10 protein-coding genes and 1 pseudogene are annotated in these 15,947 nt (G+C 51.7%); 8 read left to right on the forward strand and 3 right to left on the reverse strand.

The features are described from left to right. Positions 1-54: 54 nt before the first annotated feature. Positions 55-324: pseudogene (locus ACE15A_RS02460) on the reverse strand (dehydrogenase); the annotation flags it as partial. A 224-nt stretch (positions 325-548) separates the two neighbouring features. On the opposite strand from ACE15A_RS02460, the gene ACE15A_RS02465 reads away from it, so the two are divergent. From ACE15A_RS02465 to fumA, 4 genes are all read left to right on the forward strand, one after another. Then, the gene (locus ACE15A_RS02465; protein WP_023249527.1) at positions 549-2,180 is read left to right on the forward strand and encodes a sensor histidine kinase; all 1,632 of its coding nucleotides are present in this window, start codon (positions 549-551) and stop codon (positions 2,178-2,180) included. Beyond that, positions 2,177-2,896 carry a two-component system response regulator DcuR gene (gene dcuR, locus ACE15A_RS02470; protein ID WP_000611307.1) on the forward strand — a complete coding sequence of 240 codons (720 nt, stop codon included), beginning with the start codon at positions 2,177-2,179 and terminating at the stop codon, positions 2,894-2,896. The genes ACE15A_RS02465 and dcuR overlap by 4 nt, the downstream gene beginning before the upstream one ends. Positions 2,897-3,613: 717 nt before the next feature. Beyond that, positions 3,614-4,954, forward strand: a complete 1,341-nt coding sequence (dcuB, locus tag ACE15A_RS02475; protein ID WP_000899152.1) for an anaerobic C4-dicarboxylate transporter DcuB — start codon at positions 3,614-3,616, stop codon at positions 4,952-4,954. Between the two features lie 95 nt (positions 4,955-5,049). Beyond that, positions 5,050-6,696 (forward strand): class I fumarate hydratase FumA, encoded by a 1,647-nt coding sequence (gene fumA, locus ACE15A_RS02480; RefSeq protein ID WP_053509234.1) that lies wholly within the window; start codon positions 5,050-5,052, stop codon positions 6,694-6,696. Positions 6,697-6,784: 88 nt separating this feature from the next. On the opposite strand, the gene melB is transcribed toward fumA, so the two are convergent. Both melB and melA read right to left on the reverse strand, forming a co-directional pair. Beyond that, positions 6,785-8,215, reverse strand: coding sequence for a melibiose:sodium transporter MelB (gene melB, locus ACE15A_RS02485; protein ID WP_053509233.1), 1,431 nt, complete (start codon positions 8,213-8,215; stop codon positions 6,785-6,787). Between the two features lie 83 nt (positions 8,216-8,298). Further along, positions 8,299-9,654, reverse strand: coding sequence for an alpha-galactosidase (gene melA, locus ACE15A_RS02490; RefSeq protein ID WP_077944567.1), 1,356 nt, complete (start codon positions 9,652-9,654; stop codon positions 8,299-8,301). 268 nt (positions 9,655-9,922) lie between these two features. On the opposite strand from melA, the gene melR reads away from it, so the two are divergent. From melR to adiC, 4 genes are all read left to right on the forward strand, one after another. Beyond that, positions 9,923-10,855 carry a transcriptional regulator MelR gene (gene melR / locus ACE15A_RS02495; RefSeq protein ID WP_023249523.1) on the forward strand — a complete coding sequence of 311 codons (933 nt, stop codon included), beginning with the start codon at positions 9,923-9,925 and terminating at the stop codon, positions 10,853-10,855. A gap of 232 nt (positions 10,856-11,087) precedes the next feature. Next, positions 11,088-13,355 (forward strand): arginine decarboxylase, encoded by a 2,268-nt coding sequence (gene adiA, locus ACE15A_RS02500; protein WP_088734702.1) that lies wholly within the window; start codon positions 11,088-11,090, stop codon positions 13,353-13,355. A gap of 297 nt (positions 13,356-13,652) precedes the next feature. Next, a complete protein-coding gene (locus tag ACE15A_RS02505) occupies positions 13,653-14,414 on the forward strand; it encodes an AraC family transcriptional regulator (RefSeq protein WP_053509227.1) in 762 nt (253 codons plus the stop codon). A gap of 139 nt (positions 14,415-14,553) precedes the next feature. Then, positions 14,554-15,891: an arginine/agmatine antiporter gene (gene adiC / locus ACE15A_RS02510; RefSeq protein WP_023249521.1), complete on the forward strand. Its 1,338-nt coding sequence runs from the start codon at positions 14,554-14,556 to the stop codon at positions 15,889-15,891. Positions 15,892-15,947: the final 56 nt, after the last annotated feature.

Below are 15,947 nucleotides of genomic sequence, written 5' to 3' on the forward strand. Positions count from 1 at the left end.
GGGCACGATGGCGATATAAGCATTACAGTGCGTCATCAAAACCTGATAGATATCTCAGAAAAACAATCGGTTAGTCTCAGGCTGTAGCCCCTGTTTCTGTTGAACGTCCTGCAGATAGCATGTCGTCACGACGGCAAGTCGGGCATAGAACGCACTAATGGTATTACATTGCAGCAGGTCCAGATAGCGGAATCCCCAGGGCGAGACGGTCATCTCTCCCTGGCCTTCAAACAACACGGAAAATTGCCATGTAAGAGCATCATCATCCGGTAGCGACCATGACGCGCACAGCGGCTCACTATGTCCGAGTTCGCGCCAGGGGTAAGAATTATTTTATGCAATTTTGATGAAAATAAATTACCTATCACGGTATACAGCGATATTAATTAACGACATGACGTTTGCCAGTCGAGACGAGCAGGTAGAGTGCCCTGCAAGGCAAGACAGGCTTTTCAACATTGGTGCAACCGTGCAACGTCGCCTACTACCTTTGAATTAGACGCTTCATCAGGGATAATAACCTTACAATTCATCAGTTCAGGTCCGCTATGAAACACTCCCTGCCATGCCGGGCGTTACGCAAACGCCCCATGAAACTCGGCACGACCGTCATTCTGATGGTCAGCGCCGTTTTGTTCTCGGTGCTCGTTGTGGTCCATCTGATCTATTTCTCGCAAATCAGCAGCATGACGCGCGACGCTCTGGCAGATAAAGCGCTGGCGGTGGCCCGCTCGCTGGCGGACTCTCCGACAATTCGCGAGGGGCTGAAAAAACCGCCTGCGGAAAGCGGCATTCAGACGCTCGCCGAAGCGGTGAGCCAGCATAACGGCTTTTTGTTTATTGTGGTGACGAATATGCAGGGCATCCGTTATTCGCACCCAGAAGCGCAGCGAATCGGTCAACCGTTCAAAGGCGATGATATTCTGCTCGCGCTGCAGGGAAAGGAAAACGTCGCCATTAATCGCGGCTTTCTCGCCAAAGCGCTGCGCGTTTTTACGCCGGTTTATGATGAACGCCACCGGCAGATCGGCGTTGTAGCGATTGGCCTGGAACTCCGTCACGTTACGCAACAGATCAACAATAGCCGCGGCAGTATTATCTGGTCCATTCTGTTCGGCGCTCTGGTGGGGTTATTAGGCACGTATGCGCTGGTCAAGGTGCTAAAACGAATCTTGTTTGGCCTCGAACCGTATGAAATTTCCACTCTTTTTGAACAGCGTCAGGCTATGCTACAGTCGATCAAAGAAGGCGTTATCGCCGTCGATGATAGCGGCGAAGTCACGTTGATTAACCATGCGGCGCAGGCGCTGCTCGATTATCGAAAAACGCAGGATGACGCCAGATTATCCACCCTGAGCCATGCCTGGTCGCAGGTGGTAGACATTAGCGAAGTGTTGCGTGACGGTACGCCGCGCCGCGATGAAGAGATCATCGTCAAAGGCCGTCTGCTGCTTGTGAATACCGTTCCGGTGCGCAGCAACGGCGAAATTATCGGCGCGATATCCACCTTCAGGGATAAAACAGAAGTTCGCCAACTGATGCAACGGTTGGACGGGATGGTGAACTACGCGGATGCGCTCCGTGAACGATCCCACGAATTCATGAACAAATTACATGTGATTCTGGGATTATTGCACCTGAAGAGTTATAAGCAGCTTGAAGCGTATATTATCAAGACGGCCAATAACTATCAGGAAGAGATCGGTTTGCTGCTGGGTAAAATAAAATCGCCGATTATCGCTGGATTTTTGTTCAGTAAGATTAATCGCACCTCTGATTTCGGGCACAGCCTGGTGATAAGCAGTGACAGCCAATTACCGGATAATAACAATGAAGATCAGGTCACGGTGCTGATTACGGCGCTGGGTAATTTGATTGAAAACGCGCTGGAAGCGTTGGGCCAGGAGTCCGGCGGCGAAATTAGCATCTCGTTACACTACCGTCATGGCTGGCTGCATTGCGAAGTGAGCGATGATGGCCCCGGTATCGAACCTGAGCGCATCGACGCGATTTTTGAAAAAGGCGTCTCGTCAAAAGGCGCCGAACGCGGCGTCGGTTTAGCGCTGGTTAAACAGCAGGTTGAAGCGCTTGGCGGCGTAATTTCCGTGGAATCTGAACCTGGGATCTTCACACAATTTTTTGTACAGTTACCCTGGGATGGGGAAAGGACCAGCCTATGATCAATGTATTAATTGTCGATGACGATGCGATGGTCGCGGAGCTAAATCGCCGCTACGTCGCGCAAATCTCCGGTTTTCATTGCTGTGGAACCGCTTCGACGCTGGAAAAAGCGAAAGAGTTTATCTTCAACAGTGAAAATCACATTGACCTGATCCTACTGGATATCTACATGCAGCAGGAAAATGGACTGGATCTGCTGCCTGTCCTGCACAGCGCAGGCTGCAAAAGCGACGTTATTGTCATTTCTTCTGCCGCTGACGCCGCCACCATTAAAGATTCGCTTCACTACGGCGTAGTGGATTATCTGATCAAGCCTTTTCAGGCCACGCGCTTTGAAGAAGCGCTAACTGGCTGGCTACGTAAGAAAACGGCAATGGAAAAACGCCAGTATTACGAACAGTCTGAGCTTGATCTGCTCATTCACGGCAATTCATCCAGCGAGCAGGAGCCTCGCCGGCTGCCAAAAGGGCTGACGCAGCAAACGCTACGCACCTTATGCCAGTGGATTGATGCGCATCAGGAGCAGGAGTTTTCTACCGACGAGCTGGCCAACGAAGTGAATATCTCTCGCGTCTCCTGCCGTAAATATCTTATCTGGCTGGTGAATTGCCATATCTTGTTTACCAGCATTCATTACGGCGTGACCGGCAGACCGGTTTACCGCTACCGCGTTCAGCCGGAACATTACTCTTTACTTAAACAATATTGTCAGTAAGGATACAGCATAAATCTGACGCGAAGCGTTATATATTGGTAACAATTATTATAACAATATAAATAAAAACGCTATCACATTAATAACAAATCAGGAAAATTGTGTCAGATCAAATATACCCAACGTAGGCCAGTTAACGTTATTTTCTATAATTACAGCGCCATGCGCTGTTTTTAATTTCAAAACGCTAACAAAAGTTAATTAAGTATTATCCCCTGCCGAGAGTGTGTATTTTTATTAAAAAAGGGATTGGTCCGAAATTTTCCTGACACTTAAATAAAATTACGTTTGTAGCAATGGAGCTCGTGCTACGCCTATGGACAATACGTATATTTGTGAGCAGAAACTCGTCTCCAGACGCCATACGAATAATTTAGAAAAATGGCGTGATAATGATCACACAAGTCACATTCTGTATGATTTATACGCTGACGAGACGCGAAAACTAAATAAAATATACCTGTTTTTCAAACAGATATATTTTAACCTCCTGCTCTCATTCGTTTCACCTGCCCATCGCCAGAGGGTGATTCCCACTGAACATCACCATCGTAAGAAAATAATTACTTAAAGCAACTCTGTAAAACGCTTAACCGTTAATCGTCGCCACTGGCGCATTGAATATTCGCCACCTCCTGATGTTCATTCATACAAATCAGAAGATGGCTGTGATCCATTTATCAAAATTGACTGGGTTTATCGCGAGGGTAAATAAAAATGTTATTTAGTATACAGCTTCTCATAATATTAATATGTCTGTTTTATGGCGCCCGAAAGGGAGGGATCGCGCTCGGGTTGCTGGGCGGTATCGGTCTGGTCATTCTGGTGTTTGTTTTCCATCTCCAGCCAGGTAAACCGCCCGTTGACGTAATGCTGGTAATTATCGCGGTAGTCGCCGCGTCGGCAACATTACAAGCGTCAGGCGGTCTGGATGTGATGTTGCAGATTGCCGAAAAGCTGCTGCGCCGCAACCCCAAATATGTCTCTATTGTGGCGCCGTTCGTCACCTGTACCCTGACGATTCTGTGTGGTACAGGCCACGTGGTCTACACCATTTTGCCGATTATCTACGACGTAGCGATCAAGAATAATATCCGTCCGGAACGTCCAATGGCGGCCAGTTCTATCGGCGCGCAAATGGGCATCATCGCCAGTCCGGTTTCCGTCGCTGTTGTTTCTCTGGTGGCAATGCTGGGCAACGTAACTTTTGATGGCAGGCATCTGGAATTCCTCGATCTGCTGTCGATCACCATCCCCTCTACCCTGCTCGGCATCCTGGCGATCGGCATTTTTAGCTGGTTCCGCGGTAAAGATCTGGATAAAGACGAAGCGTTTCAGAAATTTATCTCCGTGCCGGAAAACCGTCAGTACGTGTACGGCGATACCGCGACGCTGCTGGATAAAAAACTGCCGAAAAGCAACTGGCTGGCGATGTGGATCTTCCTGGCGGCTATCGCCGTGGTCGCTATCCTGGGGGCAGACTCCGACTTACGCCCTACCTTCGGCGGCAAACCGTTGTCGATGGTGCTGGTCATTCAGATGTTCATGCTGCTGACCGGGGCGCTCATTATCATCCTGACCAAAACCAATCCTGCGTCTATCTCAAAAAATGAAGTCTTTCGTTCCGGTATGATTGCGATTGTCGCGGTATACGGGATCGCCTGGATGGCGGAAACCATGTTCGGCGCGCACATGTCGGAAATTCAGGGCGTGCTGGGTGAAATGGTCAAAGAGTATCCGTGGGCCTACGCCATCGTTCTGCTGCTGGTCTCCAAGTTTGTTAACTCCCAGGCGGCAGCGCTGGCGGCGATTGTTCCCGTCGCGCTGGCTATCGGCGTCGATCCGGCGTATATCGTGGCCTCTGCGCCGGCATGTTATGGCTACTACATCCTGCCGACCTACCCAAGCGATCTGGCGGCGATTCAGTTTGACCGTTCCGGCACGACCCATATTGGCCGCTTCGTCATTAACCACAGCTTCATTCTGCCGGGTTTGATTGGCGTAAGCGTCTCCTGCGTCTTTGGCTGGATCTTTGCCGCAATGTACGGATTCCTGTAATGGCAGCGCGCGCCGCCCGGTTATGCGCGGCGCGCGACTTAGAGTCTGGCCCATGAGGCTCTTAATACATTTTCTTACTATTAGGCTGGAAGCACATGTCGAAAAAAGAGTTTATCTATCAGGCGCCTTTCCCGATGGGAGAGGACAAAACAGAGTATTATCTGCTCACCTCCGATTATGTCAGCGTCAGTGAATTCAACGGAGAATCTATCCTCAACGTTGAGCCGCAGGCGTTAACGTTGTTGGCTCAGCAAGCCTTCCACGACGCATCTTTCATGCTCCGCCCTGAACACCAGCAGCAAGTCGCCGCCATTCTCCACGACCCCGAAGCCAGCGAAAACGACAAATACGTGGCGCTGCAATTCCTGAGAAACTCCGAGATCGCCGCCAAAGGCGTTCTGCCAACCTGCCAGGATACCGGCACGGCGATTATCATGGGTAAAAAAGGCCAACGTGTCTGGACGGGCGGCGGCGATGAAGCCGCACTCTCCAAAGGCGTATTCAATACCTATATCGAAGATAACCTGCGCTACTCGCAGAACGCGCCGCTGGATATGTACAAAGAGGTTAATACCGGCAGCAACCTGCCAGCGCAAATCGATCTCTATGCCGTCGACGGCGACGAGTACAAGTTCCTCTGCGTGGCGAAAGGCGGCGGTTCAGCAAACAAAACGTATCTCTATCAGGAGACTAAAGCGCTGCTCACCCCTGGTAAGCTGAAAAACTTCCTCGTTGAGAAAATGCGCACGCTGGGCACCGCGGCCTGCCCGCCATACCATATCGCATTTGTCATTGGCGGCACCTCGGCGGAAAGCACGCTGAAAACCGTAAAACTCGCCAGCACTCACTATTACGACGCGCTGCCGACGGAAGGTAACGAGCACGGCCAGGCATTCCGCGATCTCCACCTGGAACAGGAACTGCTGGAAGAAGCGCAAAAACTTGGCCTCGGCGCCCAGTTCGGCGGGAAATATTTCGCCCACGATATTCGCGTGATTCGCCTGCCGCGTCACGGCGCCTCCTGTCCGGTGGGGATGGGCGTCTCCTGCTCGGCAGACCGTAACATTAAAGCGAAAATTAACCGCGAAGGCATCTGGATCGAAAAACTGGAACACAATCCGGGCCAGTATATTCCGCCAGCGCTGCGTCAGGCGGGCGAAGGCGACGCGGTGAAAGTCGATCTCAACCGCCCGATGAAAGAGATCCTCGCCCAGCTATCACAGTATCCGGTCTCGACTCGCCTGTCGCTGACGGGCACCATTATCGTGGGTCGCGATATCGCCCACGCGAAGCTAAAAGAGCGTATCGAATCCGGCGAAGGTCTGCCGCAGTACATTAAAGACCATCCCATCTATTACGCAGGTCCGGCAAAAACCCCGGCAGGTTATCCATCTGGCTCATTAGGCCCCACCACCGCAGGCCGAATGGACTCTTATGTCGATCTGCTGCAATCCCACGGCGGCAGTATGATCATGCTGGCGAAAGGCAACCGTAGCCAGCAGGTCACGGATGCCTGTAAAAAACACGGCGGTTTTTATTTGGGCAGTATCGGCGGCCCGGCGGCGGTACTGGCGCAGCAGAGCATTAAGCATCTGGAGTGCGTCGAGTATCCGGAACTCAGCATGGAAGCTATCTGGAAAATTAAAGTAGAAGATTTCCCGGCCTTTATCCTAGTGGATGACAAAGGCAACGATTTCTTCCAGCAGATTGTCAGCAAACAGTGCGCTAACTGCGCGAAATAACCTGGCAGGCCCGGCATTCTCCCGGGCCGCGTTATCGGTTAATTGCCGGATGGCGCTACGCTTATCCGGCCTGGACGAGAGACCATGCTCACGCTTTTACATCGCTGGTCGCTACCACAGAAATCACCGGGCTATCCGGCTGTTCGACGAATGGCGGTGTTTTCCGGTATTTATCCAGCAGGTGGATCTGAATCTTGCGCAGCATATCGCCGTTCAAACGGTAGTAGCGGAAGTAGAGAACTAACGTCATCATGAAAAACAGTACCGGCAGGACAATCATAATAAACTGCATCCCCTGCAGGGTTTGCGCAGACTGCGCCACATTCGGCGTGTAGCCAATCAGCCCCAGCACCAGAGCGATAAAGAACGCCGCAAACGCCGAGCCGCCCTTCACGACCATCGTCTGTACGGAATAGGCGATACTCTCGCAGCGAATATTGAGCTTAAATTCCCCATAATCGACCGTATCCGCCACCATGATCACCTGAAGCACCCAAAAGAGCGCGGTCCCGATATTAAGGAAAATACCCGCCGCCACGATTAAAGCGGCATTATGGACGTCCGCCAACGCCATCGCAAAGAGCCCTGCGCAACTCAGAACGGGCATCACGGAGGCACCCGCCCACAATATCCGCCGCGATAACATTTTCACCAGCCGGGGGAAGAGAATCAACGTCAGCAGATTCGCCGCGCCGGCGTAAGAAAGGTAATAGGGAAAAAGATCGGCATCGCCAATCACATAGGTGAAGTAGTAGATCGCAAAGCCGTTGATAATATTGGAGGCAATGTTATATGCCAGCGCCATTCCCAACAGGCAAGAGAGCTGATCGTTTTTGTATATCAATCCAACGATTGTTTTTAACGTCAGATGTGGGCGGCCAGCCGTTACGCCGTTGTCGGAGGAGTACACCTCATGTACGTTGCGTAATGTCACGATAGTCGAGGCTATAAAGAACGCAATCAGTACCAGCGTGAACATCTGAAAGCCGAATCCGCGATCCGCTCCACCAACGTAATTCACAAACGGCAGTGTTATACCGGCAGTGACGAAGCCAGCCAGACTGGCGAAGAAACGCGGGAACGGCACCAGTTGTTCGCGTTCTCGCTTATCAAGCGTAATGGTCGGCACCAGCGACCAAAATGGGATATCCATAATGGTATACGTCATGCCCCACAGGATGTAGGTCACGCAGACAAATACAACCTGCGCGGTTCCCTCAAAAAGATGGGCGCTGAACAGCAGAAAAAGTACCAGCGAATTGGTTAAGGTGCCGATCAATATCCACGGCTTAAATTTCCCCCACCGCGAACGCGTGGCGTTGACAATCCAGCCCATGATGGGATCGTTTATCGCATCCCAGATTCGCGCGACCAGAAAGAGGGTGCCGACGAGGCCGACCGAGAGTCCCACCACATCGGTGTAGTAATACATCAGGTACATATACACGATGCCGATGGCGAAATCCTTACCAAACGCACCGAACCCGTAACTCAGCTTTGTTGTCAGAGAGATGCTCATAGGGTACCGGGTCGCTGTTACCAGCGCCCGCCTTCTGTTAGTAGAGGTTAAACGCCGGATCTGCCGTCCAGCGCGGCTGGAGATTAACGGCGTAACCAGGCCGGAAGCCAGTCGCCATGCGCGGCGATCAGATCGTCAACCAACGCATAGATTTCTTCTATACCCAGCACCGCCGCGGTATGAGGGTCCATCATCGCCGCGTGATACACGCGATCGCGGTTTTCCGTGAGGATGGCTTCGGTCAACAGCGTTTGCACGTTGATGTTGGTCTGCATCATCGCCGCCAGATGAGAAGGGATCGTCCCCACCTTCGTCGGCTGGATGCCGTTGGCATCCACCAGACAAGCCACTTCCACGCAGCTTCCCTGCGGCAGGTTATCAATCAGCCCCTCATTACGCACATTGCCGTAAATCACGCTCGGCTCGCCGGTCCACAGTGCGTTCATAATGGTGCTGGCGTACTCGCGGGACGGTTTGATATCGATACGCTCGGCGGTTTTATACTCCTCCAGCTCTTTATGCCAGTTCGCCAGTTGTTCTACGCAGCGTTTCGGATATTCATCCAGCGGCACCTTGTAGCGCGCAATCAGATCCTCGCGTCCCGGTTTAATAAACCACGGTGTGTACTCGGCAAAATGCTCTGATGACTCGGTGACGAAGTAACCCAGCTTTTTGAACATCTCGTAGCGCACAATGTTCTGGCAGCGTTCATTGCCGTGAATATTGGGCTTCGGTGCCTGTCCGGCGTCATAGGCCGCCTGCAATTCAGGATAGAGATTGACATAAGTCCCGTCAGCCGTTTTGCGTTCCAGTTCCAGGTAAAACGCCATGTGATTAATGCCGGCGCAACGGTAGCGCAGCGAGGCGGGATCGATATTCAGATCGCGCGCCAGTTCTTCCGCCGTTCCCTGTACAGAATGGCACAGGCCGACCTGTTTGATATGCGGATAGCGGGCATACATCGCCCAGGTATTCATCGCCATCGGGTTGACGTAATTGAGCATGGTGGCCTTCGGACAGACTTCCGTCATGTCTTCGCAAATCCGCCACAGATGCGGGATGGTCCGCAATGCGCGCATAATGCCGCCCGGCCCCAGCGTATCGGCGATCGTCTGTTCCAGGCCATGACGTTTACAGACCTCAAAATCGGTCACGGTGCAGGGTTCATAGCCGCCAATCTGAAAGGCGACCACCACGAAATCCGCATCCTGTAGCGCCGCTTTCTGTTTGGTATGGCAGGTAATTCGGCCAGAAGCGCCCGCTGAGTCCATCAGTTTTCGTACAACAATGTGCGACTCTTCAAGCCGGGTTTCGTCAATATCCATCAGGGCGATATGCGCTGACTTTAGCGCCTCGCGATGAAACACATCGCCGAGGATATTTTTGACGAAAATCGTAGAACCTGCGCCGATAAAGGTAATTTTGGGTGCCGCCATCATGACTCTCCAGAACAGTAGTGAACACCTTCATGGTGGCACGCGTTCCCGGTGAAAACCTCCGTCTTCCCCAATGAGCATTCCCGAAAACTCAGATCGTATGCTGACGCGCGGAAGATCTGAGTTTTTGGGACAAAATAGCGTAAAAAGCAGAGTATTCGGCCTGATAGTCAGACTACGCTCTACAATACCGACGGATTCTGTGTCCGGATTCCCGGTTTCCTCCCTGCTAAACGCGCATAATTCTGATAATTCAGGAAATGGAGTGACGATGAGTACGCAGCCAATAACCTTTCTCCCGCCCGACCCGCACATGTGCAACGGTGATGAAAAGCAAACCCGTAGCCCGTTGTCGCTCTATTCTGAATATCAACGGCTGGACGTTGAACTGAGGCCGCCGCACAGGATGGCCAGCAGTCACTGGCATGGGCAAGTGGAAGTGAATGTTCCGTTTGACGGCGATGTGGAGTATTTAATCAACAATGAAGTCGTGCAGATAAAGCAGGGACATATCACCCTGTTTTGGGCCTGTACGCCACACCAGCTTACCCGCCCCGGCAATTGCCGACAGATGGCGATTTTCAGTTTGCCGATGCACCTGTTTCTCTCCTGGCCGCTGGCTCGCGATCTTATCAACCACGTCACGCACGGGATGGTGGTAAAATCGCTGGCAACCCAGCAACTTAGTACCTTTGAAGTATTGCGCTGGCAACAGGAAACAAGCAGCCCGAATGAGCAAATTCGTCAGTTGGCGATCGATGAGATCGGCCTGATGCTTAAACGCTTTAGCCTTTCCGGCTGGCAACCCATTTTGCTCAATAAAACATCACGCACCCACAAGAATAGCGTCTCACGCCATGCGCAGTTTTACGTAAGCCAGATGCTGGGATTTATTGCCGATAACTACGATCAGGCGCTAACCATTAACGACGTCGCGGAGCATGTCAAACTCAATGCTAATTACGCGATGGGAATATTCCAGCGGGTCATGCAACTGACGATGAAGCAGTACATCACGGCGATGCGCATCAATCACGTACGCGCCTTATTGAGCGATACTGACAAAACGATCCTCGATGTCGCTCTGACTGCCGGATTCCGATCCAGCAGCCGTTTTTACAGTACTTTCAGCAAATTTGTCGGCATGTCGCCGCAACAATACCGCAAGCTAAGCCAGCAACGGCGCCAGACGATGCCCGGCTGAAACCGGATACCACTATCAGCCAAAAAAATAATTCACCTGTCGATAAACCGTGGGTGAAATGGCACGCTATAAATAATTAACTAATTGTTTATTAAAAAATAATATCAATAACCGGCTATTGTTTAACCACTTTACACCCCCTATTTGACGGGGTAATACTTGCCCACGTCACATTCATACGGCGGGTCGGCAAGGCGTAAATTGCACGGCCTCCACAACCGGGTAAAAGATGATGAAAGTATTAATTGTTGAAAGTGAGTTTCTGCATCAGGACACCTGGGTTGGCAACGCGGTTGAGCGTCTGGCGGATGCCTTGAGCCAACAAAATGTTACCGTCATTAAATCGACATCCTTCGATGACGGTTATGCCATCTTGTCCGCGAACGAAGCCATTGACTGTCTGATGTTCAGCTATCAAATGGAACAACCGGATGAGCACCTGAGTGTCAGGCAATTGATCGGTAAGCTTCACGAGCGTCAGCAAAACGTACCCGTTTTCCTGTTAGGCGACAGGGAAAAAGCGACGGCATCGCTGGACCGCGACCTGCTGGAGCTTGTCGATGAGTTCGCCTGGATTCTGGAAGACACCGCTGACTTTATCGCCGGACGCGCCGTTGCCGCCATGACCCGGTATCGCCAGCAACTGTTACCGCCGCTGTTTAACGCGTTGATGAAATACAGCGACATTCATGAATACTCATGGGCGGCGCCTGGACACCAGGGCGGCGTCGGCTTCACTAAAACGCCTGCCGGTCGCTTTTATCACGATTATTATGGCGAAAACCTGTTCCGCAGCGACATGGGGATTGAGCGTACCACGCTTGGTTCACTACTCGACCATACCGGCGCGTTTGGCGAAAGCGAGAAAAACGCCGCCCGCGTATTCGGCGCCGACCGCTCCTGGTCCGTGGTTGTCGGGACCTCCGGCTCTAACCGCACTATTATGCAGGCCTGTATGACGGATAATGATGTCGTCGTACTGGATCGTAACTGCCATAAATCCATCGAACAGGGGCTGATCCTCACCGGGGCCAAACCGGTATATATGGTGCCAAGCCGTAACCGTTACGGCATTATCGGGCCAATCTACCCGCAGGAAATGCAGCCTGAAACCTTGCAGAAAAAAATCAGCGCCAGCCCGCTGACCAAAACCAAAGCCGGACAGAAACCTTCTTACAGCGTGGTGACCAACTGTACCTATGACGGCGTATGCTATAACGCCAAAGAGGCGCAGGATCTGCTGGCGAAAACCAGCGATCGCATTCACTTCGACGAAGCATGGTACGGCTATGCGCGCTTCAACCCGATTTATTGCGATCACTACGCGATGCGCGGCGAGCCAGGCGACCATAACGGTCCGACCGTTTTTGCCACCCACTCTACTCACAAACTGCTGAACGCGCTTTCACAAGCCTCCTACATCCACGTTCGTGAAGGCCGCGGCGCGGTGAATTTCTCCCGCTTCAACCAGGCGTATATGATGCATGCCACCACCTCTCCGTTATATGCCATCTGCGCATCCAACGATGTGGCGGTATCGATGATGGACGGCAACAGCGGCCTGTCGCTCACTCAGGAGGTGATTGACGAAGCGGTCGATTTCCGTCAGGCGATGGCGCGTCTTTATAAAGAGTTTACTGACGAAGGCGACTGGTTCTTTAAACCGTGGAATAAAGATGTCGTCACCGATCCACAAACCGGTAAAACGTATGACTTCGCTGACGCGCCGGCAAAACTATTGGCTACCGACCAGAACTGTTGGGTCATGCGCCCCGGGGAAACCTGGCACGGCTTTAAAGACCTGCCGGATAACTGGAGTATGCTGGACCCGATCAAAGTCAGTATCCTGGCGCCGGGTATGGGCGACGATGGCGAACTGGAAGCATCCGGTGTACCTGCTGCGCTGGTCACGGCATGGCTTGGCCGCCACGGTATCGTGCCGACCCGCACCACCGACTTCCAGATTATGTTCCTGTTCTCCATGGGGGTCACTCGCGGGAAATGGGGGACGTTGATCAACACACTGTGTTCCTTCAAACACCATTACGACGCGAATACGCCGCTGGCGCAGGTGATGCCGGAACTGGTGCAGGATTATCCTGACACTTACGCGAACATGGGTATTCATGATCTGGGCGATAAAATGTTTGCCTGGCTACGTGAAAATAACCCAGGCGCCCGTCTCAACGCCGCTTATTCCACCCTGCCGGCCGCGGAAATCACCCCGCGCGACGCCTACAACGCGATCGTGAACGACAATATTGAAATGGTGGCGATTGAAAATCTGCCGGGTCGCATTGCGGCGAACTCCGTTATTCCTTACCCGCCAGGAATCCCGATGCTCCTCTCCGGCGAAAACTTTGGCGATGAAAACAGTCCGCAGGTGGGTTACTTACGCTCGCTGCAATCCTGGGATCATCACTTCCCTGGCTTTGAGCATGAAACCGAAGGCACGGAAATTATTGATGGCGTATATCACGTTATGTGCGTGAAAGCCTAATCACAGAGAGTCTTTTTTTGAGGATGGCATGTATTCCCTGAGTATTGCTGCAAAACAATAATACTGTCATACCTTTTTTGCGCGGGCCCCATCCCGCGCTTTTTTTATACAAAAATCACAGGTTGCCACTCGCGTACAAATTTTTGTACACCCTAATTCATCGTACAAATATTGTAATATTATTCAGGAAAGTTATTTTAATGCAGTTTCAATTCATCACACAATTGACTCAACCCCCGTTATCTCTCCCGTTTGGCGAGATCCGGTCTTTTATGTTCATATTCCAGGAGTTCGGGTATGAGGATTTGCAGCAACGAGCCTTGCATAGTGGTATTAACCGAAAAAGACACATGGTTACGAGTAAATGGTAAGGAGCCAATCAGTTTAAAAGCGAATCATATGGCCATTCTGGCTTGTGAAAATAACGTTATCGATATTTCATCATTAAATAGCGTGCTAGTAATACAAGTGAGTCGCAATAATATTAAAGACTATTTACAATTCCTGAATAAAGATCTCTCACACCTACCCATCTGGCAACGCAACGCCGATCCCTTATTGACCGCCACCTGTCTGACGCCAGATATTTTCAGGGTCGCCGTCCGCTACAGCGCGATGGAAACACAGGATGAAATTGCTATTGAACGTACTCGTTCTCTCCTTTTCACCGTTTTATCCCGCTTTCTTGACCACAAAAAATTCATCTCTTTGTTAATGCATATGCTGCGTAGCCGCATCAGCGACAGCGTTTATCACATCATTCAGAGCGATATTCATAAAGACTGGAATCTGAGCGCCGTCGCCAGTTGCCTATGTCTGAGCCCAAGTTTGTTAAAGAAAAAACTCAAAAATGAGAATACCAGTTATAGCCAAATAATCACCACCTGCCGAATGCGTTATGCCGTAAACCAATTATTAATGGATGGAAAGAATATCTCGCAAGTCTCACAGCTTTGTTGGTATAACAGCACGTCGTACTTTATTTCCGTGTTTAAAGAGTTTTATGGTATGACCCCCCTGCATTATGTTAGCCAACATCGGGAACGATCAGCCGCCTAATTTTTACACACTCAACGATAAGACACGATAATATCAGCATTGGCGATAACCTGTCTCCGATATAATTCAGCAGCATTCTAAGGGGGTATGATACGACGTAATTTATCGTAACGAAGTCACCTTTTCAGGAGTCCAAATTATGTCTTCGGATGCTGATGCTCACAAAGTGGGCCTAATCCCCGTCACCTTAATGGTCTCGGGGAATATTATGGGTTCAGGGGTATTCTTACTCCCTGCCAACCTGGCGGCCACTGGCGGGATTGCAATCTACGGATGGCTGGTCACTATCATCGGCGCCCTGGCGCTGTCGATGGTTTATGCCAAAATGTCGTCCTTAGATCCCAGTCCCGGCGGTTCCTATGCCTACGCACGCCGCTGCTTCGGGCCGTTTTTAGGCTATCAAACGAACGTGCTGTACTGGCTGGCATGCTGGATCGGTAATATCGCGATGGTTGTTATCGGCGTCGGCTATCTGAGCTATTTCTTCCCGATTCTGAAAGATCCGCTGGTATTAACGCTTACCTGCGTCGCGGTGCTGTGGATTTTTGTTCTGCTGAACATCGTCGGGCCGAAAATGATTACCCGCGTACAGGCCGTCGCCACCATACTGGCGCTGGTGCCTATCGTAGGGATTGCGGTCTTCGGCTGGTTCTGGTTTAAAGGCGAAACCTATATGGCGGCCTGGAACGTGAGCGGCATGAATACCTTCGGCGCGATTCAAAGCACGTTGAACGTCACGCTATGGTCATTCATCGGGGTAGAAAGCGCCTCCGTTGCGGCCGGGGTGGTGAAAAATCCGAAACGCAACGTGCCTATCGCCACCATCGGCGGGGTACTGATCGCCGCCGTCTGCTACGTGCTTTCCACAACGGCGATTATGGGGATGATCCCCAACGCGGCGCTGCGTGTATCGGCATCGCCTTTTGGTGACGCGGCGCGTATGGCGCTGGGCGATACCGCAGGGGCTATCGTTTCCTTCTGTGCGGCAGCGGGCTGCCTGGGCTCTCTCGGCGGCTGGACGCTGCTTGCCGGTCAAACCGCAAAAGCGGCGGCGGACGATGGTCTCTTCCCACCGATCTTCGCCCGGGTGAATAAAGCCGGTACGCCAGTGGCTGGATTGCTTATCGTCGGCGTGCTGATGACTATCTTCCAATTCAGCAGCATGTCGCCGAACGCCGCGAAAGAGTTTGGTCTGGTCTCCTCCGTGTCGGTTATCTTCACCCTGGTGCCTTATCTTTACACCTGTGCCGCGCTGTTGCTGTTGGGCCACGGTCACTTTGGTAAAGCACGCCCGCTGTATCTACTGATTACCTTCGTCGCGTTTGTGTATTGCATCTGGGCGGTCATCGGTTCCGGTGCCAAAGAGGTGATGTGGTCGTTCGTCACGTTGATGGTGATCACCGCACTGTATGCGTTGAACTACAATCGCATTCACAAAAACCCGTATCCTCTGGATGCGCCGGTTAAACAGGATTAACCACGTCGTTAATGTTATCGTAACAGGCCGGATAGCGCAGGTTATCCGGTCGCCAC

This window comes from Salmonella sp. HY31 (assembly GCF_042604575.1).
GTDB classification, from domain to species: domain Bacteria; phylum Pseudomonadota; class Gammaproteobacteria; order Enterobacterales; family Enterobacteriaceae; genus Salmonella; species Salmonella diarizonae.

Coding starts and splice junctions, on each gene's coding strand:
- ACE15A_RS02465 (WP_023249527.1), top strand. CDS start 549: ATGAAACACTCCCTGCCATGCCGGGCGTTACGCAAACGCCCCATGAAA.
- dcuR (WP_000611307.1), top strand. CDS start 2,177: ATGATCAATGTATTAATTGTCGATGACGATGCGATGGTCGCGGAGCTA.
- dcuB (WP_000899152.1), top strand. CDS start 3,614: ATGTTATTTAGTATACAGCTTCTCATAATATTAATATGTCTGTTTTAT.
- fumA (WP_053509234.1), top strand. CDS start 5,050: ATGTCGAAAAAAGAGTTTATCTATCAGGCGCCTTTCCCGATGGGAGAG.
- melB (WP_053509233.1), bottom strand. CDS start 8,215: ATGAGCATCTCTCTGACAACAAAGCTGAGTTACGGGTTCGGTGCGTTT.
- melA (WP_077944567.1), bottom strand. CDS start 9,654: ATGATGGCGGCACCCAAAATTACCTTTATCGGCGCAGGTTCTACGATT.
- melR (WP_023249523.1), top strand. CDS start 9,923: ATGAGTACGCAGCCAATAACCTTTCTCCCGCCCGACCCGCACATGTGC.
- adiA (WP_088734702.1), top strand. CDS start 11,088: ATGAAAGTATTAATTGTTGAAAGTGAGTTTCTGCATCAGGACACCTGG.
- ACE15A_RS02505 (WP_053509227.1), top strand. CDS start 13,653: ATGAGGATTTGCAGCAACGAGCCTTGCATAGTGGTATTAACCGAAAAA.
- adiC (WP_023249521.1), top strand. CDS start 14,554: ATGTCTTCGGATGCTGATGCTCACAAAGTGGGCCTAATCCCCGTCACC.